The 26,326-nt window shown below is 70.3% G+C and carries 28 protein-coding genes and 1 pseudogene; 21 read left to right on the top strand and 8 right to left on the bottom strand.

The window, feature by feature from the left end:
• The first annotated feature begins 39 nt into the window (after window positions 1–39).
• Window positions 40–1,710, top strand: coding sequence for an SAM-dependent methyltransferase (locus D1J51_RS05125; RefSeq protein WP_119074119.1), 1,671 nt, complete (start codon window positions 40–42; stop codon window positions 1,708–1,710).
• A gap of 40 nt (window positions 1,711–1,750) precedes the next feature.
• On the opposite strand, the gene D1J51_RS05120 is transcribed toward D1J51_RS05125, so the two are convergent.
• Complete coding sequence (locus D1J51_RS05120) at window positions 1,751–2,497, bottom strand: GntR family transcriptional regulator (protein ID WP_162903669.1); 747 nt, start codon at window positions 2,495–2,497, stop codon at window positions 1,751–1,753.
• 179 nt (window positions 2,498–2,676) lie between these two features.
• On the opposite strand from D1J51_RS05120, the gene D1J51_RS05115 reads away from it, so the two are divergent.
• Genes D1J51_RS05115 through D1J51_RS05095 form a run of 6 tightly spaced genes read left to right on the top strand, consistent with a single transcriptional unit; the run spans window position 2,677 to window position 8,272 of the window.
• Entirely contained in the window at window positions 2,677–3,834 is a 1,158-nt protein-coding gene (locus tag D1J51_RS05115; protein ID WP_119074117.1) for an ABC transporter substrate-binding protein, read from the top strand.
• On the top strand, window positions 3,831–4,730 hold the full coding sequence (locus D1J51_RS17850) for an ABC transporter permease (RefSeq protein ID WP_162903668.1): 900 nt from the start codon (window positions 3,831–3,833) through the stop codon (window positions 4,728–4,730). Before D1J51_RS05115 ends, D1J51_RS17850 begins: the two co-directional genes overlap by 4 nt.
• Window positions 4,715–5,623, top strand: coding sequence for an ABC transporter permease (locus D1J51_RS05110; RefSeq protein WP_162903667.1), 909 nt, complete (start codon window positions 4,715–4,717; stop codon window positions 5,621–5,623). Before D1J51_RS17850 ends, D1J51_RS05110 begins: the two co-directional genes overlap by 16 nt.
• On the top strand, window positions 5,620–6,738 hold the full coding sequence (locus D1J51_RS05105; RefSeq protein ID WP_240422941.1) for an ABC transporter ATP-binding protein: 1,119 nt from the start codon (window positions 5,620–5,622) through the stop codon (window positions 6,736–6,738). The genes D1J51_RS05110 and D1J51_RS05105 overlap by 4 nt, the downstream gene beginning before the upstream one ends.
• Entirely contained in the window at window positions 6,735–7,397 is a 663-nt protein-coding gene (locus D1J51_RS05100) for an HAD family hydrolase (protein WP_119074115.1), read from the top strand. Before D1J51_RS05105 ends, D1J51_RS05100 begins: the two co-directional genes overlap by 4 nt.
• A complete protein-coding gene (locus tag D1J51_RS05095; RefSeq protein WP_119074114.1) occupies window positions 7,394–8,272 on the top strand; it encodes an endonuclease/exonuclease/phosphatase family protein in 879 nt (292 codons plus the stop codon). Before D1J51_RS05100 ends, D1J51_RS05095 begins: the two co-directional genes overlap by 4 nt.
• Window positions 8,273–8,293: 21 nt before the next feature.
• On the opposite strand, the gene aspS is transcribed toward D1J51_RS05095, so the two are convergent.
• Window positions 8,294–9,643: an aspartate--tRNA(Asn) ligase gene (gene aspS / locus D1J51_RS05090; protein WP_205547737.1), complete on the bottom strand. Its 1,350-nt coding sequence runs from the start codon at window positions 9,641–9,643 to the stop codon at window positions 8,294–8,296.
• 201 nt (window positions 9,644–9,844) lie between these two features.
• On the opposite strand from aspS, the gene D1J51_RS05085 reads away from it, so the two are divergent.
• Window positions 9,845–10,507, top strand: coding sequence for a TrmH family RNA methyltransferase (locus D1J51_RS05085; RefSeq protein WP_240422939.1), 663 nt, complete (start codon window positions 9,845–9,847; stop codon window positions 10,505–10,507).
• Window positions 10,508–10,559: 52 nt separating this feature from the next.
• On the opposite strand, the gene D1J51_RS05080 is transcribed toward D1J51_RS05085, so the two are convergent.
• From D1J51_RS05080 to D1J51_RS05065, 4 genes are all read right to left on the bottom strand, one after another.
• Complete coding sequence (locus D1J51_RS05080; protein WP_119074111.1) at window positions 10,560–11,927, bottom strand: MFS transporter; 1,368 nt, start codon at window positions 11,925–11,927, stop codon at window positions 10,560–10,562.
• 164 nt (window positions 11,928–12,091) lie between these two features.
• Window positions 12,092–13,858 (bottom strand): acetyl/propionyl/methylcrotonyl-CoA carboxylase subunit alpha, encoded by a 1,767-nt coding sequence (locus tag D1J51_RS05075; RefSeq protein WP_119074110.1) that lies wholly within the window; start codon window positions 13,856–13,858, stop codon window positions 12,092–12,094.
• A 172-nt stretch (window positions 13,859–14,030) separates the two neighbouring features.
• On the bottom strand, window positions 14,031–14,804 hold the full coding sequence (locus tag D1J51_RS05070) for an ABC transporter permease (protein ID WP_119074109.1): 774 nt from the start codon (window positions 14,802–14,804) through the stop codon (window positions 14,031–14,033).
• On the bottom strand, window positions 14,801–15,583 hold the full coding sequence (locus D1J51_RS05065) for an ABC transporter ATP-binding protein (protein ID WP_119074108.1): 783 nt from the start codon (window positions 15,581–15,583) through the stop codon (window positions 14,801–14,803). Before D1J51_RS05065 ends, D1J51_RS05070 begins: the two co-directional genes overlap by 4 nt.
• A 130-nt stretch (window positions 15,584–15,713) precedes the next feature.
• Here D1J51_RS05065 and D1J51_RS05060 point away from each other — a divergent pair, with 130 nt between their 5' ends.
• The 4 genes and pseudogenes from D1J51_RS05060 to D1J51_RS18315 all read left to right on the top strand — a co-directional run.
• Complete coding sequence (locus D1J51_RS05060) at window positions 15,714–16,022, top strand: PadR family transcriptional regulator (RefSeq protein ID WP_371414076.1); 309 nt, start codon at window positions 15,714–15,716, stop codon at window positions 16,020–16,022.
• Complete coding sequence (locus tag D1J51_RS05055) at window positions 16,019–16,375, top strand: DUF1048 domain-containing protein (protein ID WP_119074106.1); 357 nt, start codon at window positions 16,019–16,021, stop codon at window positions 16,373–16,375. The genes D1J51_RS05060 and D1J51_RS05055 overlap by 4 nt, the downstream gene beginning before the upstream one ends.
• 1 nt (window position 16,376) lies before the next feature.
• Window positions 16,377–16,688, top strand: coding sequence for a DUF1048 domain-containing protein (locus tag D1J51_RS05050; protein ID WP_119074105.1), 312 nt, complete (start codon window positions 16,377–16,379; stop codon window positions 16,686–16,688).
• A gap of 1,284 nt (window positions 16,689–17,972) precedes the next feature.
• A pseudogene (locus D1J51_RS18315) lies at window positions 17,973–18,121 on the top strand (IS1380 family transposase); the annotation flags it as partial.
• Between the two features lie 82 nt (window positions 18,122–18,203).
• On the opposite strand, the gene D1J51_RS05035 reads toward D1J51_RS18315, so the two are convergent.
• Window positions 18,204–18,797, bottom strand: a complete 594-nt coding sequence (locus tag D1J51_RS05035; protein WP_119074103.1) for a TetR/AcrR family transcriptional regulator — start codon at window positions 18,795–18,797, stop codon at window positions 18,204–18,206.
• A 94-nt stretch (window positions 18,798–18,891) separates the two neighbouring features.
• Between D1J51_RS05035 and D1J51_RS05030 the strand changes: the two genes are divergently transcribed.
• The gene (locus D1J51_RS05030; RefSeq protein ID WP_119074102.1) at window positions 18,892–19,884 is read left to right on the top strand and encodes an NAD(P)-dependent alcohol dehydrogenase; all 993 of its coding nucleotides are present in this window, start codon (window positions 18,892–18,894) and stop codon (window positions 19,882–19,884) included.
• An 85-nt stretch (window positions 19,885–19,969) separates the two neighbouring features.
• On the opposite strand, the gene D1J51_RS05025 is transcribed toward D1J51_RS05030, so the two are convergent.
• Window positions 19,970–20,185: a hypothetical protein gene (locus tag D1J51_RS05025; RefSeq protein WP_240422937.1), complete on the bottom strand. Its 216-nt coding sequence runs from the start codon at window positions 20,183–20,185 to the stop codon at window positions 19,970–19,972.
• A 136-nt stretch (window positions 20,186–20,321) separates the two neighbouring features.
• Here D1J51_RS05025 and D1J51_RS05020 point away from each other — a divergent pair, with 136 nt between their 5' ends.
• The 8 genes from D1J51_RS05020 (at window position 20,322) to panB (ending at window position 26,203) form a co-directional block, all read left to right on the top strand.
• On the top strand, window positions 20,322–20,705 hold the full coding sequence (locus tag D1J51_RS05020) for a PadR family transcriptional regulator (protein WP_119074101.1): 384 nt from the start codon (window positions 20,322–20,324) through the stop codon (window positions 20,703–20,705).
• On the top strand, window positions 20,702–21,439 hold the full coding sequence (locus D1J51_RS05015; RefSeq protein WP_162903665.1) for a hypothetical protein: 738 nt from the start codon (window positions 20,702–20,704) through the stop codon (window positions 21,437–21,439). The genes D1J51_RS05020 and D1J51_RS05015 overlap by 4 nt, the downstream gene beginning before the upstream one ends.
• 201 nt (window positions 21,440–21,640) lie before the next feature.
• A complete protein-coding gene (locus tag D1J51_RS05010; protein WP_119074099.1) occupies window positions 21,641–22,102 on the top strand; it encodes a MaoC family dehydratase N-terminal domain-containing protein in 462 nt (153 codons plus the stop codon).
• Window positions 22,099–22,524: a MaoC/PaaZ C-terminal domain-containing protein gene (locus tag D1J51_RS05005; protein ID WP_119074098.1), complete on the top strand. Its 426-nt coding sequence runs from the start codon at window positions 22,099–22,101 to the stop codon at window positions 22,522–22,524. The genes D1J51_RS05010 and D1J51_RS05005 overlap by 4 nt, the downstream gene beginning before the upstream one ends.
• A 62-nt stretch (window positions 22,525–22,586) precedes the next feature.
• A complete protein-coding gene (locus D1J51_RS05000) occupies window positions 22,587–23,687 on the top strand; it encodes a UDP-N-acetylmuramate dehydrogenase (RefSeq protein WP_240422965.1) in 1,101 nt (366 codons plus the stop codon).
• 5 nt (window positions 23,688–23,692) lie between these two features.
• Window positions 23,693–24,460 (top strand): Rossmann-like and DUF2520 domain-containing protein, encoded by a 768-nt coding sequence (locus tag D1J51_RS04995; RefSeq protein ID WP_119074097.1) that lies wholly within the window; start codon window positions 23,693–23,695, stop codon window positions 24,458–24,460.
• Window positions 24,457–25,347, top strand: a complete 891-nt coding sequence (gene panC, locus D1J51_RS04990; RefSeq protein WP_119074096.1) for a pantoate--beta-alanine ligase — start codon at window positions 24,457–24,459, stop codon at window positions 25,345–25,347. Before D1J51_RS04995 ends, panC begins: the two co-directional genes overlap by 4 nt.
• Before the next feature lies 1 nt (window position 25,348).
• Window positions 25,349–26,203, top strand: coding sequence for a 3-methyl-2-oxobutanoate hydroxymethyltransferase (gene panB / locus D1J51_RS04985; RefSeq protein WP_119074095.1), 855 nt, complete (start codon window positions 25,349–25,351; stop codon window positions 26,201–26,203).
• Window positions 26,204–26,326: the final 123 nt, after the last annotated feature.

Raw genomic sequence — 26,326 nt, 5'->3', positions numbered from 1 at the left:
CTCATTGCAAGTATCGCACACTTCCGCGAGCATGGGAGCATGACGAACATCACCGCAACCACCACCTGGGACGCCGTCGTGATCGGCGGGGGCGCCGCCGGCCTGAGCGCGGCGCAGTCGCTCGGCCGCTCTCTGCGCCGTACGCTCGTGATCGACGCGGGCAGCCCCCGCAACCGATTCGCCTCGCACATGCACAACGTGCTCGGGCTCGACGGCACCCCGCCCGCGCAGCTCCTGGCCCGCGGGCGCGAGGAGGCCGAGCGCTACGGCGTGACGTTCCGCGAGGGATCGGTGCGCGCGGTGCGCGACGGCTCGGCCCCCGAGGGGGAGCCGGGCTCCGGATCGCCGGCCACCGTGCAGATCGAGCTCGTGGGCGGCGAGACGATCGACGCCCGCGCGCTGCTCGTGGCCACCGGTCTGCGCGACGCGCTGCCCCCCATCCCGGGCCTCGCCGAGCACTGGGGCAGCGGGGTGCTGCACTGCCCCTACTGCCACGGCTGGGAGGTGCGAGGGCGGAGGCTCGCGGTGATGACGACCTCGCCGCTCGGCCTGCACCAGGCGAAGCTGCTGCGGCAGTGGACCGACGACCTCGTCGTGTTCAGCGCCGGTTCGGGCGCGCTCGACGCCGAGACCGAGCGGGCGTTCACGGCGCGGGACGTGGCGATCGAGCCGGATCCGGTCGCCGAGATCGTGGGCGACGGATCCCGCGTCACCTCCGTGCGCACCGAGAGCGGTCGCGAGGTCGCCGTCGACGCCGTGTTCACGGCGAGCGAGATGGTGCCGCACGACGACTTCCTCGCCGAGCTCGCGCTGGAACGGGCCGAGTCGCCGATGGGCGGCTTTCTCGCGGTCGACGCGATGAGCCGCACGAGCCACCCGCGCGTCTGGGCAGCGGGCAACGTGGTCAACCCCTGGGCCTCAGTGCCGATGGTGATGGGCGCGGGAGCCTTCGCGGGGGCGGCCGTCAACGCCGCGCTCGTCGAGGAGGACTTCGCGCGAGCGGCCGATGAACCGGCGGAGCGCGCGCACCGTCACGGCGCCGGCCACGGGGCCGCCGCCGATGAGGACCCGGATGAGGACCCGGTCGCCTTCTGGCAGCGCCGCTACGCCGGATCGGACCCCGTGTGGTCGGGGAGGGCGAACCGCACGCTGATCGACATCGCGAGCGACTGGGCGCCCGGGCGATCGCTCGACCTGGGCTGCGGCGAGGGCGGCGACGTGCTATGGCTGGCCGAGCGGGGATGGGATGCGACGGGGACCGACCTCTCCGAGGCCGCCGTCGCGCGTGCGCGCGGGGCCGCAGCGGAGCGAGGGGTCGCAAACGCGCGCTTCGCGGCGGTCGACCTGGGGGTGTGGGCCGAGGATCCGGCGAGCGTCCCGGAGGCGGCCGGGCACTTCGACCTCGTGACCGCGAGCTTCCTGCAGTCGCCCGTTGAACTGCCCCGCGAGCGGATCCTGCGCGCCGCATCAGAGCGGGTCGCCCCGGGAGGGCGGCTCGTCGTGATCTCCCACGCCGCGCCGCCGCCGTGGGCGGAGGGGCAGCACGGACCGGGGGACTTCCCGACGCCCGAAACCGAGCTGGCGCTGCTGGGGCTCGATCCCGAGCGCTGGGCCGTGACCGCCGAGGTGCGCACCCGCGAGGCGACGGGGCCGGGAGGCGAGACGAGCGCGCTCGACGACACGCTCGTGGTGGCGCAGCGGATCCGCTGAGGGGGAGGCGGCGTGATGCCCGGCGTCCCGGCGCGAGCCGTCAGCCGCCGGGGTCGGTCACCCAGCGCAGGGGGTTGACCGCCCACGAGTTGCCCACCGCGACTCCGATCACGTCGGCCCGATAGCGGTCCTCGGACCACTCGAGCGGCACCCCCCTGCGGTCGAGGCTGATCCTCCGGTGCGAGAGCAGCGGCGTGCCCGGCGAGACGTCGAGCATCGCGGCGTCCTCGGCGGAGGCCGCCGTCGCGGCGAAGACGTGCTGAGCCCTGGCGAAGATGATGCCGGGGTTCTCGGCGAGGGCGACGGTGACCGAGGGGCAGTCATCGGAGAGCTGCTCGACCGCTCGCCCCACGGCCTCGCGGTAGTGGGTCCTCTCGATCATGACCGGCTCGCCGTCGAGGGTGCGCAGGCGCACGATCCGCAGGACGTTCGCGCCGGCTTCGACGCCGAGGTTCTCGGCGTCGGCGGGATCGCCCGCGACCCACGCCTTGCTGCGCACGATCCCGCCCGGCACCCGCTGCTGCTGGATCGCCCACTGCGCGAAGCTGCGGAACTGATCGAAGGGCTCGGGGGGCGCCGGGGTGCCTATCACGGTCTTCCGCGCGCCCCGGGTGCCGTCGATGCTGCCCTCTTCGACGAGGGTGCGCAACGCGATGCGGACCGTACCGGGGGTGACCCGGAAGCGCTCGCTGAGGGCCTTCTCGCTCGGAAGCTTCATCCCGACCGGCCAGCGCCCCTCGGATATCTCCGCGCGGATGGTCTCCGCGATGCGTTCCGTCTGGTTCACGGGCCTCCCACTCTCCAGCCGACGAATGAGTCTACTCTGCACGCCCCACCGTACCTCCCCCGTACCGGGTGACCGAACACGGCGGATATTCACCGACCGGCTACCCTCCGGCCACGAGGAAGTCGATGTTCACTGGTGAACTTTGAGATGTCGAATCCGGGCACCTCTGAAAGGACATCATGAACACACGGGTACGCAGGCTCGCGGTCGTGAGCGGCCTCGCCGCAGCGGCAGTGCTGATCACGGGATGCGCGAGCTCGCCGGCGTCGGGAGGCGCCGCGACCTCGGGGGGCGTCGACTGGAGCACCGTCACCTCGGCCGAGGAGGGCGGCGGGATGGACGCGCTCATCAAGGCCGCCCAGGCGGAGGGAACCCTCAACACCATGGGCCTGTACGAGGACTGGGCCAACTACGGCGGTCTGCTCCAGGCGTTCAGCGAGAAGTACGGCATCGAGATCGTCAACGACACCTCGATGGGCTCCAGCCAGGACCTGATCAACGCCGTGAAGAACCGGGTGGGGCAGGACACCTCGCTGGACTACCTCGACACCGGCGTATCCTTCGCGGAGGGCGCGGCGAAGGAGGGCCTGCTCGCCGAGTACACCCCGCAGACCATCGACGACATCCCCGCCGAGAAGCGCTCCGCCTCGAACCAGTGGATCAACCACCTCGGCGGCAGCATCGCCATCGGTTGCGACACCAGCCGCATCAAGGACTGCCCGACCAGCTTCGCCGAGCTGCTCGAGCCGCAGTACAAGAACTCCATCGCCATCCCGGGCGATCCCACGCAGGGCGAGAGCTCGTTCATGACGGTCTACGCGGCGGCGCTGGCCACAGGCGGCAGCCTCGACGACATCGGCCCCGGCATCGACTACTTCCAGCAGCTCAGCAAGTCGGGCAACCTGCTGCAGGTCGAGCACTCGCTCGGCACCATCGAGACCGGTGAGACCCCGATCGTGCTCAACTGGGACTACCTGATGCTGCCCCAGGCGGCACAGCTCAAGAAGTCCGGGATCGACTTCACCATCGCCCTCCCCGAGGACGGCACGGTGAGCTCCTTCTACGCGGCCTCCATCAACGCGGACGCCCCCAACCCGGCGGTGGCGCGGCTGTTCTACGAGTTCCTCTTCAGCGACGAGGGGCAGAACCTGCTGCTCGAGGGCTTCGTGTCCCCCGTCCGGCTCCCGGCGATGACCGAGGCGGGAACGGCCGACGAGGCCCTGGTCGCCGCCCTTCCCAAGGGCAGCGGCGAAGACCCCCTCCCCTCCATCCAGCAGCGGGATGCGGCGCAGGCCGTGGTCTCCGAGCGCTGGATGAGCGCGGTCGCGGGGCAGTGACCGCGTCGCGCACCGCGCGGGCCCCGGGCGCCCCGTTCACCCGCGGCCCCGCGCGGGTGAACGGGCCCGTGGTCTTCGCCTCATTCCCCTTCTTCCTGCTCGTGGCGCTCTTCTTCGCGGTTCCCGTGGTGGGGATGGCACTCGTGGCGTTCCAGGTGGTCGAGGAGGGCGAGAGCAGCCTCGGTCTCGGCAACTTCCAGGACTCCCTCACCGGCACGAACTTCACCGCCATCGCCAACAGCGTGAAGGTGAGCCTCGTCTCCGCGACCGTCGCCGCGATCCTGGGCGGCGCGCTGGCCTTCCTCATCAGTCAGCTGAACAGCCGCGCGCTCGACGCCGCGGTCCCGGTGATCTCGAGCGTGCTCGCCGACTCGGGCGGCATCATGCTCGCCTTCTCGTTCATCGTCATGCTCGGCAACACGGGGGTCATCACCGGGCTGCTCGGGCTCGGCGAGCTCGGGTTCACCCTGTACAGCTGGCAGGGACTCGTGATCATGTATCAGTACTTCCTCGTGCCGACGATGGTGCTCGTCATCCTGCCCGCGTTCAAGGGCATCAAGGACTCGTGGATCCAGGCCTCCCAGGCGCTGGGCGGCGGCCGGGTGCGGTTCTGGCTGCGCGTCGGGATCCCCGTCGCCCTGCCGAGCATCGTCGGCGCATGGGTGCTGCTCATCGGGGCGGCGTTCGCGACCTACGCCTCCCCGGCCGTGCTGCTCAGCACGGGAGGGTTCCCGCTGGTGCCGCTCACGATCTCGAACCAGCTCTCGGGCGGCGCCGCATCGGGCCGGGAGGGAACCGCGATGGCGCTCGGCCTGCTGATGGTGCTGGTCGCCGTCGTCACGCTCTTCGCATCCACCAAACTGCAGCAGAGAGGAACGAGATGGGTCGCTCGCTAGCCGACCGCACGGTGCGGGCCGCCGGATGGGCCGCGGTCGGGGTCGCCCTGCTCGGCGCCGTGCTGCCCCTGCTCTTCAGCGTCTCCTACGCGTTCACCCGCAACGACGGCGCGTTCACGCTCGACGGACTGTCAGCCCTCACCGAGCTGGAGTCCTCGCTGGGGCGCGCCCTCTCCGTGACCGCGGTGATCACGGTGGGCACGGTGGTGCTGATGCTCGGCACGCTGCTGCCGATACTGATCGTGGTGCACGTGTGGCGGCCGGGCTGGCGGCCCGTGATCGAGACGATCACGACGATCCCCCTGGTCGTGCCCACCATCGCGCTCGCGGCGGGCATCGTCGCGATGCTGCGCTGGGGCGCGCAGCAGGGGCGGGGCAGCTGGCAGAGCTCGATCAGCCAGGCGCTGCAGAACACCGACTTCCCGATCCTGCTCATCGGCACCTACACGGTGCTGTGCCTGCCGTTCGCCTTCCGGGCGCTGGACTCGGGGCTGCGCACGCTGCCGCTGAAGAGCTTCTTCGAAGCCTCCCAGAGCCTCGGCGGCAACACCTTCCGCACGCTCGTCAGGATCGTGATCCCGAGCCTCAAGCAACCGGTCATGTACAGCTCCTTCTTCGCCATCGCGCTGTCGATCGGCGAGTTCACGGTTGCCGCGACGCTCAACCAGCAGACGTTGCCGGTGTGGATCTTCGTGAACTCGTCGCAGGATTTCCGCGGATCCATCGCGCTCAGCCTGATGAGCACCGCGCTCACCTGGCTGCTCCTCATCCTGGCGACCGTCGCGGCGGGTCGCGCCGGTCGCGCCGGTCGCGCGAGACCGCCCGTCGGGATCCGCTCCGAAGCGGCGCCCGCCCCGTCCCCCACCGCCACCAGAGAGGAGGCGCTCGTATGAGCCAGACCATGAGCCCCGAAGACACCCGTTCAACCACGGCATCCGCGGCCGACGCGCACGAGACGCGCGAGGTCGCCGTGCAGTTCCGCGGCGTGCGCAAGTCGTTCAAGCACACCACGATCCTGCCGGGCCTCGACCTCGATATCTTCCGCGGCGAACTGGTGACACTGCTCGGCCCCTCCGGCTGCGGCAAGACGACCACGCTGCGACTGCTCGCCGGATTCGAGCACCCCGACGCGGGTGAGGTGATGCTCGACGGCAGGCGGGTGGACGCCCTCGCCGCCCACCGGCGGGACATCGGGATGGTGTTCCAGTCGTACAGCCTGTTCCCGAACCTCAGCGTCGCGGGCAATGTCGACTACGGGCTGCGCATCCTGAAGCTGCGGAAGGCCGAGCGGACGCAGCGCATCGACGAACTGCTCGAGCTGTGCGGGCTCGACGGGTTCGGCGACCGGTACCCGCATCAGCTCTCCGGCGGGCAGCAGCAGCGGGTGGCCCTGGCGCGCGCCCTCGCGGTGCGCCCGGCGGTGATGCTGCTGGACGAGCCGCTCTCGGCGCTCGACGCCTCGGTGCGGAGCCGCCTGCGCACCGAGATCCGGGCGCTGCAGCAGCGACTGGGCAGCACGATGCTGTTCGTGACCCACGATCAGGCGGAGGCGCTCGCCATCTCCGACCGCATCGCGGTGATGAGCGCGGGGGCGATCGAGCAGATCGCTCCGCCCCGGGAGGTGTACGAGCACCCGGCCACGCCCTTCGTCGCGCGCTTCGTCGGCACCGTGAGCGAGATCCCCGTCCCGCGCGAGTGGACCGGGGGGATGGTGCCCGCCGCGGGCAGCGGCTCCGCCCGGACCGCCGCCGCGGGCGCCGACGTGATCTTCGTGCGGCCCGAGCACCTGAGTCTGCTGCCGGACGAGACGGGCGAGGCGGTGGTCGTCGAACGCACCTACGCCGGAGAGACGACCCGGATCGTGGCGACGCTGGGCGGCATCGAGCTGCACTCGCAGGTCGCCGCCGGCGTGGACGGCGAGATGCACCCCGGCACGCGAGTGCACGTGCGCGCCGATGGCGACATCGCGCTGCGCGTTCCCGCGGCTGCTGCGGGAGGGAGCCGGTGACCGCTGTCGCGGCACTGCTGTTCGACTGCGACGGGCTGCTGGTGAACTCCGAGCCGCTCTGGACGGAGGCCCTGGACGAGCTCGCCCGCGAGGCGGGCGTCGAGATCCGCGCGGAGGCGTATGCGGGGCTCGCCACCGACGCCGCGAGCCTTCGCCTCGCCGCCACGCTCGGAATGAGCGCCCCGGTGCTCGCCGCGGAGATCGACCGGCGCTATCAGGGGAGGCTCCGCGGAGGGGTCTCGCCCATGCCGGGGGCGTACGACTTCATCCGTCGTCACCACGCCTCGGTTCCGTTCGCCGTGGTGAGCAACGGGAGGCGCGGCGAGGTGCTGCCCATGCTCGACAGCACGGGGCTGCTGCCCTACTTCGCCCTCGTGCTCACGGTCGACGACGTGGAGCGGCCGAAGCCCGACCCGCAGCCGTACCTCCTGGCGGCCGACCGGCTCGGCGTCGACATCGCGCGGTGCGTCGTCTTCGAAGACTCGCCCGCGGGCTGCCTCGCGGGGATGCGCGCGGGCGCCACCGTCGTCGGGGTGCAGGCCGATCCGATCGAGCTCAGCGCCCACTACCGGCTCCGGAGCTTCGACGACCTCGACGATCTCTCTTCCACCCCCTTCGCCTCGCCGGGCGAGGCCGTATCGATAGGAGCACGCGAATGACCGGAACGATCCATGTCCTCAGTTGGAATCTCTGGTTCGGAGGGCAGCAGGTGGACGACGCGCTCCGCAAGCAGCTCGACGCGATCCGAACGCATCTCGCCGGGGAGGCGCAGCCGGTCCTGCTCGTGCAGGAGTCGGTGGGCGCGGCGGAGCGGCTCGCGGCGGCGCTCGGGTGGAACCTGGTCGGCAACGCCGACACGGCGATCTGCTCGCCGCTGCCGCTGCGGGAGGTCGAGACGCACACCGGAGCCTACGGGTGCGCGGCGCTGGTCGGCACAGATGCGGGAGAGACGCTCGCGTGGTCGGTGCACCTGGACTACCGCGACTACGGCCCGTACTACGCGGGTGAGCCGCACGGCGAGCGGGTGAACGAGCTGATCGGCGAACGCATCCGGGCGGAGCAGGCGGGGCGGATCGTCGCCACGACCGAGGCGCTCGTGCGCGAGCGGGGCGCGGTTCCCGTGATCGTCGGCGGCGACTTCAACGTGCCGGCGACCGGCGACTGGTCGGCGCAGCCCGGGCGCTCCTCAGTCGTGCGGCGCGGGGCGCGCTGGGCCGGCACCGACACGCTGCTGCAGGCGGGTTTCGCCGACGCGTTCCGGGAGGCGTGGCCCGATCCCGTCGCGGTGCCGGGCCCCACCTGGTCGCCGATCGAGCCCCCGGAGTCGGAGCCGCGTGATCGCATCGACTTCGTGTTCGTGCGGGATCTGCGCGTGCAGAGGGCGGGGCACCTGGGAGGGCGCACTCCCGGCGAGGACCCGGGGCCGGAGCTGCGGGTCGTCGAGGGCCGATCCGAGCTCATTCCGGATCACCGCGGCAACGAGTGGCCGAGCGACCACCTCGCGGTGTTCGCCACCGTCTCGGATCTCGGCTGAGGCGGTCGCCCGGGTGGGGGCCTACGGCAGCAGCCTGTTGGGCCCCCTGAACAGGTAGGTGACCTCCCGGATCGAGGACTGCTGCAGCATGAGCATCAGCACGCGGTTCAGGCCCATGCCGAAGCCGCCGTGCGGGGGCACGCCGTATCGGAAGAAGTCGAGGTAGAAGTCGAGCTCCTTGGGGTCCATGCCCTTCTCGACGGCCTGCGCCTCGAGCATGTCGATGCGGTGCTCGCGCTGCGCGCCCGTGGAGATCTCGGTGCCGCGGTAGATGAGGTCGTAGCTCTTGGTGAGCTGCGGGTTCTCGGCGTCGCGCATGTGGTAGAACGGGCGGATCGACGCGTCGTAGTCGGTGAGGAAGACGAAGTCGCTGCCGTACTTCTTCTTGGCGTGCGCGGCGATGCGGCGCTCGCCCTCCGGGTCCATGTCGGCGTCGGCGCGGGGCACCTCGTAGCCCTCGGCCTTCACGATCTCCTTCGCCTCGGCGAGGGGGATGCGCGGGAACGGGCGCGACGGCACCTCGACCTCGACGCCGAAGAGCCTCTGCAGCTCGTCGCCGTGCTTCTCCTTGACCGCGGAGAGGCCGGCGACGATGAGCTCCTCGTGCAGCTCCATGACGTCCTCGTGCGAGTCGATCCAGCTGAGCTCGGTGTCGATGGAGGTGAACTCGGTGGCGTGGCGCGACGTGAACGAGGGGTCGGCGCGGAATGCCGGGCCCACCTCGAAGATGCCGCCGAAGCCGGCGGCCTGCGCCATCTGCTTGAAGAACTGCGGGCTCTGCGCGAGGAATGCCCGGCCCTCGAAGTACTCGACCTCGAACAGCTCGGCGCGCGACTCTGAGGCCGAGGCCATGAGCTTGGGGGTCTGGATCTCGATGAAGCCGCGCTCCACCCACACCTGGCGCAGCGCGTGCAGGAACGTGGTCTGCACCCGGAACACGAGTTGCTGCTCGGGGCGGCGCAGGTCGAGGAAGCGCCAGTCGAGGCGCGCGTCGATGCCGGAGTCGGTGGCGATCGGGTTGTCCGGGAGCGCGCGCGTGACGACCTCGAGCTGCTCGATCTGGATCTCGACGCCGCCGAGCTTCACGCGCTCGTTGTGCTGCAGCTCGCCCTCCACCGTGATGAAGGTGCCGTGCGTGAGCTCGCTGATGGTGCGGGTGCGGGGCACGAGGACGTCGGATCGCGGGTTCTCCGGATCCGGCTCCCGCAGCACGCCGCCGTTGACGAGCTGCACCGCCCCGCTCTCGTCGCGCAGCACCACGAACTGCACGTAGCGCTGGTCGCGCACCCTCTCGACCCAGCCGGAGACACGCACGGGGCCGTCCTCGCGGGCGGCGAGGTCCTTGATCAATACACGCTCAGTCACCCGCATAGTCTACTGGGCCGCCGGACCCCGACGGCCCCGAGCGAAGCCGGCGGCGGGCGCGCTCGCGCCGAGAGCCCATCTTTCTGCCGAGAGCCCATCGAAATCGCGCGATTTCGATGGGCTCTCGGTGCTTCGATGGGCTCTCGGCGAGGAGCGGGAGCGGGTGCGGGATCCGCAGCGACCCGGCCGGGCTGGGAGAATGGGGGCGTGACCGAGACCCGCGATCCCGAGCCCCACCCCGAGCACACCACTTCCGGGGTCGGGCCGTGGCCCGGCGGGCGTGAGGCGTGGCCGGGCGAGGAGCGCTACGACCCCGAACTGCTCGAGCACGGCGACACCCGCAACGTCGTCGACCGGTACCGGTACTGGCGCATGGAGGCGATCGTCGCCGATCTCGACGAGCACCGCCACCCCTTCCACGTGGCCATCGAGAACTGGCAGCACGACATGAACATCGGCTCGATCGTGCGCAGCGCCAACGCGTTCGCCGCCGACACGGTGCACATCGTCGGCCGCCGCCGCTGGAACAAGCGCGGCGCCATGGTGACCGACCGCTACCAGCACGTGGAGCACCGCGAGAGCATCGGGGCCCTCGCGGAGTGGGCGCGGGATCGGGGCATCCCCGTCATCGCGATCGACAACGTGCCCGGCTGCGTGCCCATGGAGACCTTCGCCTGGCCCGAGCGCTGCGTGATGCTCTTCGGGCAGGAGGGCCCCGGCCTCACCGCCGAGGCGATCGCCGCCGCGGAGGCCGTGGTGGAGATCACCCAGTACGGCTCCACCCGCTCGATCAACGCGAGCGCCGCGGCGGCCGTGGCGATGTACAGCTGGGTGCAGCAGCACTCGCCGCTGCGCCCCGGCGCCCCCTGATCCCGCGCTGCGTTTCCCCGGCCCCTGGCCCCGCCGCCTCGGACGGGGCGGGCTATGCCTCGACCCTCGAGGGCGTCCAGCTCTTCCACTGCCCGCTGCGCTCGAAGTCGAGGTCGAGCGGGATGTTCGAGCGATCCCGCAGCAGCACGCTCGCGAGCAGGCCGAACGCGGTCATGATGAGCAGGTAGACGACGATCGCCCAGGTGGTGCCGAACGACTGCAGCAGGATCTGGGCGATCGTGGGTGCGAAGGCGCCGCCGATCACGCCGCCCAGGGCGTAGCTGATCGAGATGCCCGAGTAGCGCACGGAGGCCGGGAACGTCTCGGCGAACCACACCGCGGCGGGGCCGTAGGTGAGCCCGAGGCCCACGGCGAGCAGGCTCGAGCCGAGGAGCACGCCGCTCACTCCGCCGTTGACGACGAACTGGAAGAGCGGGATCACGCCGAGCGCCTGCACGATCCAGCCGATGTTCATGATCGGCTTGCGGCCGTAGCGGTCGGAGAGCGGGCCCGAGAGAAAAGTGAAGACCGCCCAGACGACGGCCGCCGTGAGTACCGCGAGCTGCACCTGCACCGGGTCGTAGCCCAGGCCGCCGTCGGCCTCGGGGCGCGAGGCGAGGCCCTGCACGTAGCCGCCGGTGAGCATGTAGCCCACGGCATTGTTGCCCGCGAAGAGCAGCGCGCTGAGAACCACGAGCGGGAGGTGCAGCTTGAACACCTGCACGATGGGGGCCGACTCCTGCTGGCGGGTCTCCTTGATCTCGCTGAAGACGGGCGACTCGTCGACCGTCTTGCGGATGACGAATCCCACCACGATGAGCACGACCGAGAACAGGAACGGCGCGCGCCAGCCCCACTCCTCGAACGCCTCGCCCGGGGCGACGACGCGCATGAGCGCGAGTATCGCCGAGGCGAGCAGCATGCCGAACGGCACGCCGAGCTGCGGGAATATGCCGTACAGGCCGCGCTTGCCCCCGGGTGCGTGCTCGACCGACATGAGCACGGCGCCGCCCCACTCGCCGCCCGCCGAGAGGCCCTGCAGGATGCGCAGGAGGATCAGGATCACCGGCGCCGAGGCCCCGATCGCGCCGTAGGTGGGCAGCAGGCCGATGCCGACGGTGGCGATCCCCATGAGCAGCAGCGTGATCACGAGCATGGGCTGCCGCCCGAGCTTGTCGCCGAAGTGCCCGGCGAGGAACGCGCCGAGCGGGCGGAAGAGGAAGGAGAGGCCGATGGTGAGGAGCGAGAGAATCTGCATCATGCTCTCGCCGGCGGGCTCGAAGAAGAGCTTGGCCAGCACGAGGTTGGCGGCGAAGGCGTAGATGAAGAAGTCGTACCACTCGATGGTGGTACCGATCACCGAGGCCGCGACGACTTTCCGTCGTTCCCTGGGGGAGCTGAGGGGGACGTGTTGTGTCATTATGTGACTTCCTTGTCCAAATATCGAATTCGAGGGAAACCACACCATTGTAAACCCAGAGCGATGCGCCGTGCCTCGCTCACGCGGCCGCGGCGTCGGACAGCGCGGGATCGCGGCCCACGTGCGTGCGCGCCCGCTTACTCCGGGTCGGCGATTCGCCGCCCTCAGGCGGGGTCGACGATGCTGAGCAGAAGATGCCCGTTCGGAACGGTCTGTCCCACGGGCGCATCGATGCCCGCCACGACGCCGTCGCGGTGCGCGTAGATCGACTGCTCCATCTTCATGGCCTCGAGCACCACCACCAGGTCGCCCTCGGCGACCCGCCGGCCCTCCTCGACCGCCACCTTCACGACGGTCGCCTGCATGGGCGCGGCGACCGCGTCGCCCGTCGCGGTGGCGACGCCGGCCCCCTTCGCGCGCTTGGGCGCGGGCCCGCGGGTGACCTCCTGGTCGGCGAGCGGCAGCAGTGTGGCGGGCATGGTCACCTCGACGCGGCGCCCGGCCACCTCCACGACCACGGTGCGCCGCTTCGGATCGGAGATGATCGGGGCGAGCTCGCCCTCCCACGGCTCGAGATCGTTCTCGAACTCGCTCTCGATCCAGAGCGTGTACACGCCGAATCGGCCGTCGGGGGCCGTGAATGCGGGATCCCGAACGATCCTGCGGTGGAACGGCAGCACGGTGGGCAGACCCTGGATCTCGAACTCGTCGAGGGCGCGGCGGGCGCGCTCGAGCGCCTCCTCGCGGGTGGCGCCGGTGACGATGAGCTTGCCGAGCATCGAGTCGAACGCTCCCGAGACGACGTCGCCGGAGGCCACGCCGGTGTCGACGCGCACGCCGGGGCCCGCCGCGGGCTTGAACAGCGTCACCGGGCCCGGGGCGGGCAGGAAGCCGTTGCCGGGATCCTCGCCGTTGAGGCGGAACTCGAGGGAGTGGGCGTGGGCCACCGGGTCCGGGTAATCGATGGCGCCGCCCTCGGCGATGCGGAACTGCTCGCGCACGAGGTCGATGCCGGTGACCTCCTCGGAGACGGGGTGCTCGACCTGCAGCCGGGTGTTGACCTCGAGGAACGAGACCGTGCCGTCTCTCGCGACGAGGAACTCGCAGGTGCCGGCGCCCACGTAGCCCACCTCGCGCAGGATCGCCTTCGAGGCCTCGTACAGCGCGGCGTTCTGCTCGTCGGTGAGGAACGGCGCAGGAGCCTCCTCGACCAGTTTCTGGTGCCGCCGCTGCAGCGAGCAGTCGCGGGTGGAGACGACCACGACGTTGCCGTGCTGGTCGGCGAGGCACTGGGTCTCGACGTGTCGCGGCTTCTCGAGGTACTTCTCGACGAAGCACTCGCCGCGGCCGAACGCCGCGATGGCCTCGCGCGTGGCCGACTCGAAGAGCTCGGCGACCTCCTCGCGCTCGTAGGCGACCTTGAGGCCGCGACCGCCGCCGCCGAACGCCGCCTTGATGGCGATGGGCAGGCCGACCTGGTCGGCGAAGGCGAGCACCTCGGAGGCGTCCGCGACCGGGTCGCTCGTGCCCGCCGCGAGCGGGGCGCCCACCTTGTCGGCGACGTGGCGCGCCGAGACCTTGTCGCCGAGCCGTTCGATCGCCTCGGGCGAGGGGCCGATCCAGGTGAGGCCCGAGGCGATGACGGCCCGGGCGAAGTCGGCGTTCTCGGCGAGGAAGCCGTAGCCGGGGTGCACGGCGTCGGCGCCCGCGCGTCGGGCGACGGCGAGGATCTTGTCGATGACCAGGTAGGTGTCGGCGCTCGTCGTGCCGTTCAGCGCGTACGCCTCGTCGGCGAGCTGCGCGTGCATGGCGTCCCGATCCTGGTCGGCGTAGACGGCCACGGAGGCGATGCCGCTGTCAGCTGCGGCGCGGATGATGCGGACGGCGATCTCGCCGCGGTTGGCGATGAGCACTTTACGAATGCGCGACATGGATGACAGCTTATTCCAGGGAAGGAGGCGAGCCTTGGATATAGGCCACAAACCTTCCCGTGATTCGTTGCCGTCGGGGATAAAAGGTCCGCGGGGGCCGACAACCTCGCACGCGCCGTGCAGCAGCACCGGACGCCGGCGGAGAAGCTCCCCCTCGAAGCGATCGGCGCCGTCAGTTGGTTCTGCGCCGGTAGATGGTCATCGCGGCGGCGTAGGCGACGAGGAGTATCCCGAGGCACCAGGCGAGGGCGATCCAGATGTCTGCGTTCACGGGCTGCCCGGCGAGAAGGTCGCGGATCGTGTTCACGATGGAGGTGATCGGTTGGTTCTCGGCGAACCAGCGCACCGGTCCCGGCATGGACTCGGTGGGGACAAAGGCGGAGCTGAGGAACGGCAGGAAGATCAGCGGGTAGGAGAACGCGCTGGCGCCGTCCACGGTCTTCGCGGTCAGACCGGGGATCACGGCGATCCAGGCCAGCGCGAGCATGAACAGGATCAGGATGCCCGTGACGGAGAGCCAGCCCAGCACGTTCGCCCCGGTGCGGAAGCCCATCAGCAGTGCGACTCCGACGACGACCACGAGTGCGACGGCGTTGGCGACGAGCGAGGTGAGTACGTGCGCCCAGAGCACGCCGGACCGGGTGATCGGCATGGACTGGAACCGTTCCAGGACGCCGCCCTGCATGTCCATGAACAGCCGGAACGCGGTGTAGGAGATGCCGGAGGCGATGGTGATGAGCAGGATACCGGGTAGCAGGTAGTTCACGTAGGGCGTGCCGCCCGCGCCCTGCCCGGTGTCGATCGACCCGCCGAAGACGTAGACGAACATCAGCATCATGGCGATCGGCATGAGCGCGGTCGTGATGATGGTGTCCGGGCTGCGCAGGATGTGGCGCAGGGACCGCCCGGTGAGGACGACGGTGTCGCCGAGGACGTGCGCGGTCATGATTCGTTCCTTCCGTTGTCGCCGACGATGGAGAGGAAGACCTCCTCCAGTGTCGGCTGCTTCTCGACGTACTCGACCTTCGCGGGAGGCAGGAGCTGCTTGAGCTCGGCGAGGGTTCCGTCTGCGATGATCGTGCCCCGGTGCAGGATGGCGATGCGGTCGGCGAGCTGCTCGGCCTCGTCGAGGTACTGGGTGGTCAGCAGCACGGTGGCGCCGTCATGGGCGAGTTGCTCGACGGTCTGCCAGACCTCGATGCGGGCCTCCGGGTCCAAGCCCGTGGTCGGTTCGTCGAGGAAGACCAGGGGAGGATTGCCGATGAGGCTCATCGCGATGTCGAGGCGGCGGCGCATGCCGCCGGAGTAGGCGGCGACCTTGCGGCTGCCGGCGTCGGTCAGCGAGAACCGCGCGAGCAGGCCGTCGGCGATCGCGTCCGGGTCGTTCACATGCCTGAGCCTGGCGATGAGGATCAGGTTCTCCCGCCCGGTGAGGATTTCGTCGACAGCCGCGAACTGCCCGGTCAGGCTGATCGATTCCCGCACATCCGCAGCGTGCGTCGCGACGTCGTAGCCGTTCACCGTCGCGGTGCCCGCGTCGGCCCTGAGCAGGGTGGAGAGGATCTTCACGAGCGTGGTCTTGCCGGCCCCGTTGGAGCCGAGCAGGGCGAAGATGCTGCCGCGCTGGACGTCGAGGTCCACGCCGCGGAGCACCTCCAGCGTGCCGTACGACTTCTGCACGGCGCGCATGCTGATCGCGGCGGTCGCCGCCGGTGGAGGTGTCATGAGCGTGTCCTTTCTGTTCCGGGGGAGGAATCCGCCCGCTACTCTGTGTTACGATCTAGTGGTACCATGTGAGACGAGGTAGCGCAACCCGCGAGGACGAAGGGCATGGATCATCGACGGACTGACCGAGATGTTGAAGGGCACGCTGGAGGGCTGCGTGCTGCGGATCATCGACGCCGAGGAGACCTACGGGTATGCGATCACCCGTCGGCTGACCGAGCTCGGCTTCGCCGATGTCACCGAGGGAACGGTCTACACGATCCTGCTGCGGCTCGAGAAGCGCGGACTGGTGGATGTCGCGAAGCGTCCCTCGGAGCTGGGCCCGCCGCGCAAGTTCTACAGGCTCAACGACGCAGGACGCTTGGAACTGGCGAGGTTCTGGGCGAGATGGGACTACCTGTCATCGAGGATCGACGAACTCAAGGAGGACGGAGCATGAACTTCTGGGAGAGGATCACCGGCAGCGACCTGGCCCGGGACTGGCGGGCGTTCGAGGCCCGTGCCGCGGCGCTGCCCGAAGACTACCGCCAGGCGTGGGAGCAGATCGAAGCCCACCTGTGGCAGCACGGCGACTTCACCGGCCGCAATCTCACCCCGATAGTCGACGGCGTCCTCGGATTGCTGGAGACGACCGCGTCGGACGGGCAGAGTGCGGCGGAGGCTCTGGGGGATGACATCCCCGGCTTTTGCGCGGCGGTGATCGGCGAGGACGGCGCGGAGGACTACCGGGACAAGTGGCGCAAGCAGCTGAACAGGACCGTCGCACGCAGACTGAGCAGGCTGGGAGGCTGATGTGAGCATCAGGGACATCATCGAGGGCAAGCGGCAGTGGCGTGCGCACATGGCCAGAGTCAAGGCGCTGCCGCCGGACTACCGGATCGTGTACGAGGAGATGCAGAAGTACCTGTTCAAGGTCGGACCCATCTCGTTGAGCGACGGCGGGCTGCTGTCCGAGATCGTCGACTTCTTCGAGACGGGTGTCGCCTCGGGCAGGAGCGCCATGGAGCTGATCGGCCCCGATGTCGCCGCCTTCTGCGACGACCTCATCGGCGACGCCCCGACGTATGCTGACCGCTACCAGGAGTCGATCCGCAAGAGGCCCTGACGATGCCGGTGCGAACCGGGCATCGGCAGTCCTGAGTGAGAGCGCGTCGACCAGCTCATCGCCACCGCGGGCTCACGACCGCCCGCGGTGCCGGGTCGAGGTTCAGCTGCAGCCGTCCCCATCTCGCGCGAGCGTGTCTCGCGCTGCACCGAGAACGGGAGCCGGATCGGCGCCGCTGGCGGTTCCCCGTGCAGGACCGACGAGCGGGCGAAGCGCACCAGATGCCGACGGCGTGCGCCTGTTCTCGATGGCCCCAACCTGGTGTCCTCCGCGGGCCTGGCGCCTGTACTCGGTCTCGCCGATCGTGCCGGCCTCGATGATGCGCTGGCCGCGTTGACGATCGACTCGCCCAATGCCGAGATCACGGCGCGGTCGGTGGTCGCGGGCATGCTCGCTGCGGGATTCGTGCTGCGAGTGTTTGCGCGGGTGCCGCGGGAGTGTGGCGGCGGGCTGGGCTCGCTTGCGTTCCCGCCGGGGGGCCATGCTGTTCCCGAGACGCCATGCTATCCACGCGATTTTCGTGGCGTCTCGGGAGGATCATGGTGTTCCGGCGCGTTCGGCCCTTGGTGGGGCGGTACGCGACCGCTGCGTTTGATCGAGGTCTCCAGGCCGTCCCGGCCGGGGGCACCGGTTCGAGCGGGCCGTTAGGGGTTTGGGGTTGTGCGAGGTAGTCGGCGTGGTCGCGGCGCCCGCTGATGGCGTTGTCGCGGCGCACCGGCGCATCCGGGGCGGGGCGTCGGGGTGGCCGGGTCGAGGGCGGGCGGTGTCATCGGGGTCCAGAGGTCGATCAGTATGAAGGCGACGGGTCCCTTCCAGTCCGCCCAGAGTCCCGGCTTCCAGGCCTTTGCGGGCGCTGAGTGTGCGGCAGAGCAGATGGTGCGGCGCGGCCTTTGCCGGGTCGAGCGCGACCAGTTTGTCGGCGACCCGGCCCCGGCCCCGGCGCCGGGTGCCGGGCGCGCATCGGCCTCCCGGCCAGTGGCACGGCGTTGCGCATGGGCTGCGTTCGGCTCCGCGCGTGCACTTCCGCCACAACGGCCTCCGCGCGCGCGTCCGCGAGCGATGGTGCGAGCCTCGCCATCGCTCCAGGAGACACCCCGCCTCAAAGCCGCAGCCCGGGCAGGTCATCGAAGTCAGATGCCGACGACGCCCTCCCGCCACCGCGCGGCCACCCCAGACGCAGTCGCGTTGCATGCACAGGCAACCAGCCGGCGAGCAGCGGATCCAGGCCCCGTCTACACCCAAATCCGATGAGCCCCCAATGCCGAGATCACCGCGCGGTCGGTGATCTCGGCCATGCTGGCAGGGGCCGACTCGATCGACGACCTCGACCTGCTGCGTTCGGGCGGTATGGCGCGGCTGATCGGCGAGGTGCGCGCGCCCTCGACGCTCGGAACGTTCCTGCGCAGTTCACGCATGGGCATGTCCGCCAGCTCGCGATCCAGGCTGAGGAGTGGCGGTCGCGGATGCCCTCGCGCCCGCGGCGAGGACGACTTCGCGCATGGGCGATTGAGTTGATCAGTTCGTCCGGATTCCGTGGGTGATCAAGTCGATGAATCGGGAGGCTCGTAGTGCAGCGATGCCCCGGTCTGATGCTGCAACGGCGCGAAGAGCGACCACGACCGTCAGGATGTCGTCGACGCCGAAGTCATCGCGAACCTGCCCGCTGTCATGCAAGCGCTCGATGAGGACGCTGAGCCCGTCTATCGCTCGGGAGCGAAAGTCATCGTAGACCGCGAGCGACTCACGTTGACTGGTGATGGCTCGCGTCAGCCCAGGAGTTGTGACCTCAATCGCGACGACTGCTTCGAGCGATCTGGTGAACCCTCGCCACGGGTCAGGATCGTCGACCGCATCGTCAAGTATCGCGATGCAGTGTTCGATCTGCTCGCCGAAGACGGAGGTGAGCAAGATCTCGCGAGTGGGGAAGTGGCGGTAGAGCGTGGCCGCGCCCACGCCTGCGGCGCGTGCAATGGCCGCAGTGGGCACATCCACTCCCCGCTCTCCGAAAACGTCCCGCGCTACCTCAAGAATTCGTGCACGGTTGCGTACAGCATCGCATCGCACCGTCGCCGGGCGCTCCCCGTCGATCGAGCCGAGAGGATTTGTCATTCTTGTCACTCGCTTCGTCTTGAAACGGATACCGGACTCCGTTTCTCAAGATAGCGTGGTTGGCGCCACTCTCGTCCGCGAAGGAGACCCGAAGATGACGATGCGAGCCGCAGTATTCAACAGCTACGGAGCGCCGGATGTGCTGTACGTCACTGACGTTCCCCGGCCCTCGCCTGCCCGGGGCGAGGTGCTCGTGAGGGTTGCGGCGTCCTCGGTGAACGGTGGCGAGATCATGGGGCGCCAGGGCCGTCTCAAGGCAGTCACCGGCCGGAAGTTCCCACAGCGGATGGGAATCGATTTCGTCGGGAAGATCGTCGAGATCGGCGATGGCGTCGTCGACCTCCCGGTAGGAGAACAGGTCTGGGGCGCGCTCAACGAACGAGGCGGACTCGGGGCGGCCGCGGAGTATGTCACCGTATCCGCCGACCAGCTTGCTCCTGCCCCTGCCGGACTCGCTGCCGCAGAAGCAGTCTCGCTGCTCTCAGGGGGAAGCACAGCGCTCGCGGCCCTCAGAGATGCAGCACGCCTGCGACCCGGAGAAAGGCTCCTCGTCCGCGGCGCGGCCGGGGGTGTGGGAAGCGTGGCAGTGCAGGTCGGCAAGATGCTCGGCGCGCATGTGACGGGGCTCGTCAACACCGCCAGCGCAGGATTCGTGCGGGACCTCGGTGCGGATGAGATCATCGACTACCGCACACCGGCCCGCGAACTCGACACCTTCGACGTGATCTTCGATACCCGTGGCACCGATCTCAGCTCTTTCCGCTCAAGACTCGCCCGCGGCGGGCGGATGGTGACGATCGCGTTCGATATCGACCACATCGTTCGCAGTATCGGCAGCATCCTCTGGTCGTCTCTCCATGGCGTGAGCCGCGTGCGATTGTTCTTTGGGCATCCTGATCGCGCGCTCCTCGCAGACGTCGCGCGGGCCGTTGCCGACGGCAGTCTGCGACCCGTGGTGGACACGATCTATCCGCTCGAGAGAATAGACGCCGCGCATGCTCATCTCGAAGCCGGAGGCGTGAGGGGCAAGATCGTCATCAACGTAGCGGCCGAGGCGACCGAGCAAGATCCATTCAACGGCGTGTAGCGTTCGGCGCACATCCGTGGAGACCACCCGCAGCTATGCGCATCCGGGCGATCCCCGCGTGTCAGGGTTGGGTGAGTCCGCCGGTTCATAGCAAGTCCGCCCGCTTCGCGTACTCATCGGCGTCGAACATGCGCGCGTTCGTCACCTCGCCGAGGGCGTCGGTGACAGCGAACTCCGCGAGGGCGGTTCCGGCTTCGAGGTAGTGCTCGTCTGCGGTGGCGCGGTCGGAATCCAGATACCGGCGCGCCGCCGCACCAGCGCCCCGGAACAGGCTCACGCCGCCTTTCATGACGCTGGTCACCGCCTCTCACAAGCTCGTCCTTGTGAGAGAGGCGCGCTCTACGGAGCCCATAATGTGCGTCCCTTTGATCCGGCTCTTGAATAGCGGAGGCGATAGTGAGATTGACTTTCGAACTAGTTAGATAGACAATCTAGTTATGCAGGTGAAACAAGAAGGTGGTGGCGAGCAGTCGTCGGAGTGGCCGAGCGACTGGATGCGGGCGATCCTTGGCGTGCTGACTCTTCGCGCGCTGGAGCCGGGACCGTCGTATGGGTACGCGATCATCGCCGACCTGGAATCCCACGGCATGGGCGCCGTGAAGGGCGGCACCCTGTATCCGCTTCTGACCCGCTACGAGTCGGCGGGGCTTGTCGCCGTCGAGTGGCGGCCGGGGGAAGCGGGGCCCGGGCGGAAGTACTTCTCCTTGACCGATCTCGGCCGCAGCGAGCTGGAACGAGTGCGCGCCGAATGGTCGCGCTTCACGAGCACCAGCACCGAGTACCTCAGCAGTACGACACCCGTAAGGACGGACACCCCATGAGCGCGACAATGACCGACAAGACCTGGATCGACCTGTTCATCGTCGAACTGCGCATGCGCCGAGTTCCGGGGCCGGTGATCGGCGACGCGGTAGCCAGCGTGCGCGAACTCCTCGCCGACTCAGGTCAGAGCGCCGAGGAAGCCTTCGGGCCTGCACGCGAGTACGCGGCCTCGCTCGATCTGCCCACGATGCAGGCGGGGCAGCGGGCGTTGAAGACGCTCTTCCTGCCCGTCATGGGACTCTTCGCGTTTCTCGTGTTCGCGCTCGCGGGCACCGCCTGGTTCGTCGGTAAGCCCGTACTGCTGTCGGTGCCCCAAGCGCTCCTGCTGTCCGTTCCCGTGCTGCTGACGGTGCTGTTCGCCTTCCCGTTCTACCCGCGAGCTGTATTCCGGCAGCGCTGGCTGCCCGTCCCGCTCGTCCTTTCCGCTGGTGCGGCCAGCGCGATAGCGGCGCTGATCGCCCCATCGACGGAGGCCGAGGCGTGGTTGGCGCTGTCGCCGCTTCCGCTGCTGATGGTCACCATGACTGCGCTCGTGGTCCTGTCCGTGATCGGCACCATCACGACGCTCCGGAGCAACGACGGGGACGAGATCATCGAGCCCCTGGAGGCACAAGAACCCTCGAGGAGGCGGCCCGGAAGAAAGGCGTTCGTCCTCTTCGTGGACTGGCTCTTCCCCCTCCTCGCCGTCATCATCTTCTTGATGACCTGGGGATTCAGTCTCATGCGCCCTTGAGGGCCACCCAAAGCGGGGCAGCGCGCCGGATCGCGTCAAGCCGCTACGGTCTCCCGCCACCGTGGCCCCTCCGCCCCATCCGGGATGATGTCGAACCCGAGTACCGGGTTCGACAGGTGCGTTCACCTCCCCGCGGGACCCCGCTTTCGGGGCGCCTCGGGTCGCGGACCCCGAAATCGGACCCCGCGGTAGACTGGCCCGGTGGTGAATCCAGAGATCCAGGGGCGGGTGTACCCGCCGACGTCCCCCTACCTCGTCGGGCGCGAGAAGGTGCGCGAGTTCGCCCGCGCCGTGCTCAGCGAGTCCCCGCTGCACCTCGACCCGGAGGCCGCTCGGGCCGCCGGCTACGCCGACGTCGTGGCGCCGCCCACGTTCCCGGTGGTCGTACAGGAGGCCACGCTGGCCCAGCTGCTCGCCGACGAGGAGGCCGGCGTCGACTTCTCGCGGGTCGTGCACGGTGACCAGCGCTTCACCTACTCCCGCCCCGTCGTCGCGGGCGACGAGCTCACCGCCACGCTCACCATCGCGGCGGTGAAGAGGCTCGGCGGCCACTCGATGGTCACCGCCTCGAGCGAGATCGTCGACGCGGCGGGCGAGCACGTCGTCACCGCCGTCTCGACGCTCGTCGTGCGGGCGGACGAACCGCAGGAGGAGCAGGCATGAGCGCCCCGGTCTTCGAAGAGCTGTCGGTCGGCCAAGCCGTCTCCGAACGCGAGCTGCTGCTCACCCGCGACCGCCTGGTGCGCTACGCCGGCGCCTCGGGCGACTTCAACCCGATCCACTACCGCGACGACGTGGCCGTCTCCGTGGGCCTGCCGGGGGTGCTCGCCCACGGCATGCTCACGATGGGCGCCGCCGCATCGGTCGCCACCGACTGGCTCGGCGCCGCGGGGCGCGTGATCGACTACCAGTCCCGCTTCACCCGACCGGTGCCGGTCGACGCGGCCGAGGGCGCGGCAGTGACCGTGACCGCCACCGTCGGTGCGCTCGACGAGGCCCTGCGCGTCGCCCGCATCGACCTGAAGGTCGTCTTCGACGGGGCGACGGTGCTGGGCAAGGCGCAGCTCGCGGTGGCGTTCGCGTGAGGCTTCCCGATATCGTTCCCGAGCCGATCGGCGACGGAACCCCGCTCGCCGATCTGACGACCATGCGCGTCGGCGGGCCCGCCGAGCGGGTCCTCGTCGCTCGCAGCGCCGAGGACCTGGCCCGGCACGCGAGAGAGCTCTGGAATTCGGCCGAGCCGTGGCTGCTGCTGGGCGGCGGATCCAACACGATCGTTCGCGACGAGGGCTTCCCGGGCACGGTGCTGCTCGTGCGCGACACGGGCATCGCCGTGATCGAGGAGGACGGGGAGCCGGGGATCGCCGGCCGCGGCGCGGTGCACCTGCGCGTGCAGGCCGGGCACGACTGGGATCACCTGGTGGCCACCTGCGTGGACCGCGACTGGTCGGGCATCGAGGCGCTCTCGGGCATTCCGGGCCTGACGGGCGCCGCCCCCGTGCAGAACATCGGCGCGTACGGCCAGGAGCTCTCGGACGTGCTGCACGCCGTCGATTTCCTCGACCGCGAGAGCGGTGAGGTGCGGCGCATGACGGCCGACGAGTTGCAGCTCGGCTACCGCGACTCGGCGATCAAGCGCGGCCTCGAGGGCGTCGTGCTCTCGATCGACCTGCTGCTGCGCAGGGACCCGCTTTCCGCCCCGGTGCGGTACGTGCAGCTCGCGAGCGCGCTCGGTGTCGAGATCGGCGACCGGGTTCCCCTGCGGGCGCTGCGCGAGTCGGTGCTGCGTCTGCGCAGGTCGAAGGGCATGGTGCTCGATCCGGAGGACCATGACACCTGGAGCGCGGGATCCTTCTTCACGAACCCCATCGTCACCGAGCGCTTCTCGCGCGAGTTGCCCGCGGACGCGCCCCGCTTCCCGCTCGATGCCGACGAGCCGGCGCCCGCTGTGACCACGCTCGAGGAGCTCGCGGCGGGGGTGCCGCTGCGCGTGCCGCGGACCGCTCCCGAGCGCTCCGTGAAGCTGTCGGCCGCGTGGCTCATCGAGCGGGCCGGCGTCTCCCGCGGATTCCGCCTCCCCGGATCCGGGGCCGCGATCTCGTCGAAGCACACGCTCGCCATCACCAACCGCGGAGCGGCTACGGCGGCCGACGTGGCGGAGCTCGCGCGCTTCGTCGTGCAGCGGGTGCAGCAGGAGTTCGGCGTGATCCTCGCCCCCGAACCCAATCTCTACGGCTTGGAGCTGTAGCGCGCATGCGCGTCCAGATCATCGGCCGCGGCCGCATGGGCACGGCCCTCGCGGAGGCGCTGCGCGGCGCGGGCGTCGAGGTCCCGCCGCCCGCGGGGCGCGGGGCGACGGGCGACGGCGCCGAGGTCGTGCTGCTCGCGGTGCCCGACGCGGCGATAGCGGAGGCGGCGTCGCTCGTCGCGCCCGGCCGGCTCGTGGGACACCTGTCGGGCGCGACCGGGCTCGACCCGCTTCGTCCGCACGAGGCGTTCAGCCTGCACCCGCTGCTCGCCGTGACCGGAGCGGGGAGCTCGTTCGCGGGTGCGCACGCAGCCATCGACGGCTCGGACGAGGAGGCGCTCGCCGCGGCGCGCGAGCTCGCCGGGCTGCTCGGCATGCAGGCCTTCCGCGTGGCCGACGAGGATCGCGCCGCGTACCACGCGGCGGCTTCGGCGGCCTCGAACTTCCTGGTGGTAGTCGAGGGCTTCGCCGAGCGCCTGGCCGCGAGCGCCGGGGTGCCGCGCGAGGCGCTCGTGCCGCTCGCGCGGGCCGCGCTCAGCAACTGGGGCGAGCTCGGGGCGGCCGCGGCGCTCACGGGTCCCGTCACGCGCGGCGACGAGGCGACGGTCGCGGGGCAGCGGGCGGCCGTGGCGGATCGGTCGCCTGGCGACCTCGAGCTGTTCGACGCGCTCGTCCGGGCCGCTCGGGAGCTGGTCGCCGATCCCGAGCTCCGTCGCTCGGGCGGGGTTCATCCGAGCGAGGGAACGGGATCCGCAGCGGGGGAGGCCCCGTGAGGATCGTGCGCACCGTCGATGAACTGCGCGCTGCGCTGGCCGAGCGCCGCGCCGCGGGCTCGCGCGTGGGCCTGGTGCCGACCATGGGCGCCCTGCACGAGGGGCACCTCTCTCTCGTGCGCGCGGCCCGCGCCGAGAACGAGGCTGTGGTGATCTCCGTCTTCGTCAACCCCGCGCAGTTCGACGACGCCTCGGACCTCGCCGCCTATCCCCGTCAGCTCGAGCGCGACGCCGAGATCGCCGCGGAGGCGGGGGTCGACCTCCTCTTCGCCCCCGACGCCGCGGAGATGTACCCCGAGGGCTTCGCGACCGTCGTGCACGTCGAGGGGGCGCTCACCGAGACGCTCGAGGGCGCCGCCCGCGGCGGATCCCACTTCGACGGCGTCGCCACGATCGTCGCGAAGCTGCTGCTCGCGGGCCTCCCCGACGCCGCCTACTTCGGCCGCAAGGACGCCCAGCAGCTGCTCGTGGTGCAGCGCATGGTCGCCGACCTCCGCATCCCGACCCGCGTCGTGGCCTGCCCCACGTCCCGAGACCCGGACGGGCTGGCCCGTTCCAGCCGCAACGCGCGCCTCAGCGCGGAGGAGCGGCTGCGGGCGCTCGCGATCCCGCGGGCCCTCGACGCAGCTGCGGCTGCCGCGGCCGCGGGCGAACGCGACGCCGCGGCGCTGCGGGCGCTCGCGACGGAGACCCTGCGGGGCGCCGGCATCGAGGCGGAGTATGTCGCGCTCGTGCGCGCCGACTCCCTCGCGCCCCTGGAGCGGCTCGAGGACGCGGCGCTGCTCGCCGTCGCCGCTCGGGTCGGAGAGGTGCGGCTCATCGACAACGCAGTACTGCGGGCCGCAGGAGGCGACCCCGAACCGGTCCATCCCGACGAGGAGGTATGAGATGCCACGAATGACGATTCCGATGCTGAACGAGAAGCGCGCCGCGGGCGAGCCCATCGTGATGGTGACCGCGTACGACTACCCGGGCGCGCGAGCCGCCGAGCGCGCGGGCGTGGACATGGTGCTCGTGGGCGACTCGGGCGCGCAGGTGGTGCTGGGCTACAGCTCCACCGTGGCGGTCACCACCGACGAGATGCTCGTGCTGGCGAAGGCCGTGCGCCGGGGCACGGAGTCGGCGTTCGTCGTGTGCGACGTGCCGTTCGGTTCGACCGAGGTCTCCGACGCGCAGGCCGTCGAGACCGCGGTGCGCTTCGTGAAGGAGGCGGGCGCCGACGCCGTCAAGCTCGAGGGCGGCAACCAGGATCGCCTCAGCCGCATCCGCGCCATCGTGTCGGCGGGCGTCCCCGTCGTGGCGCACGTGGGGCTCACGCCCCAGACCGCGACCGCGCTCGGCGGGCTGCGCGCTCAGGGCCGCACTGTCGAGAGCGCGGTGCGCCTTGTCGAGGAGGCGCTCGGCGTGCAGGAGGCCGGCGCGTTCTGCGTGGTGGTCGAGGCGGTGCCCGCCGAGGTGACCGAGGTGCTGCGGGAGGCCCTGCGGATCCCGATCATCGGCATCGGCGCCGGATCGGCCGACGGCCAGGTGCTCGTGCTGCACGACCTGCTCGGCATCACGGAGGGCCGCCCGGCGAAGTTCGTGAAGCGCTACGCCGCGATCGGCGAGGACACGGTCGCCGCGATCACGGCCTACGCCGACGAGGTGCGGGGCGGCGCGTTCCCCACCGCGGAGCACCAGTACGCCGCCGCGCCCGAGGCCGTCGAGGCGGCCGCGCAGCGCATCGCCTCCCGCGAGCGCTGACCGGGCCGCGCGACTGGAGCTGCGGTCGCGGAACCCCCGCGAGAGGCGAAAAAGTACGCCGATCGCCGCGGGCTCGGCGTACTTTTTCGGCTCTTCGTATTTGGGGGTGTAGGGCGGGCTGTG

The sequence above is a fragment of the Leucobacter sp. wl10 genome (assembly GCF_003569785.1).
Classification (GTDB): Bacteria; Actinomycetota; Actinomycetes; order Actinomycetales; family Microbacteriaceae; genus Leucobacter.
This window is presented reverse-complemented; position numbering and strand designations above follow the sequence as displayed.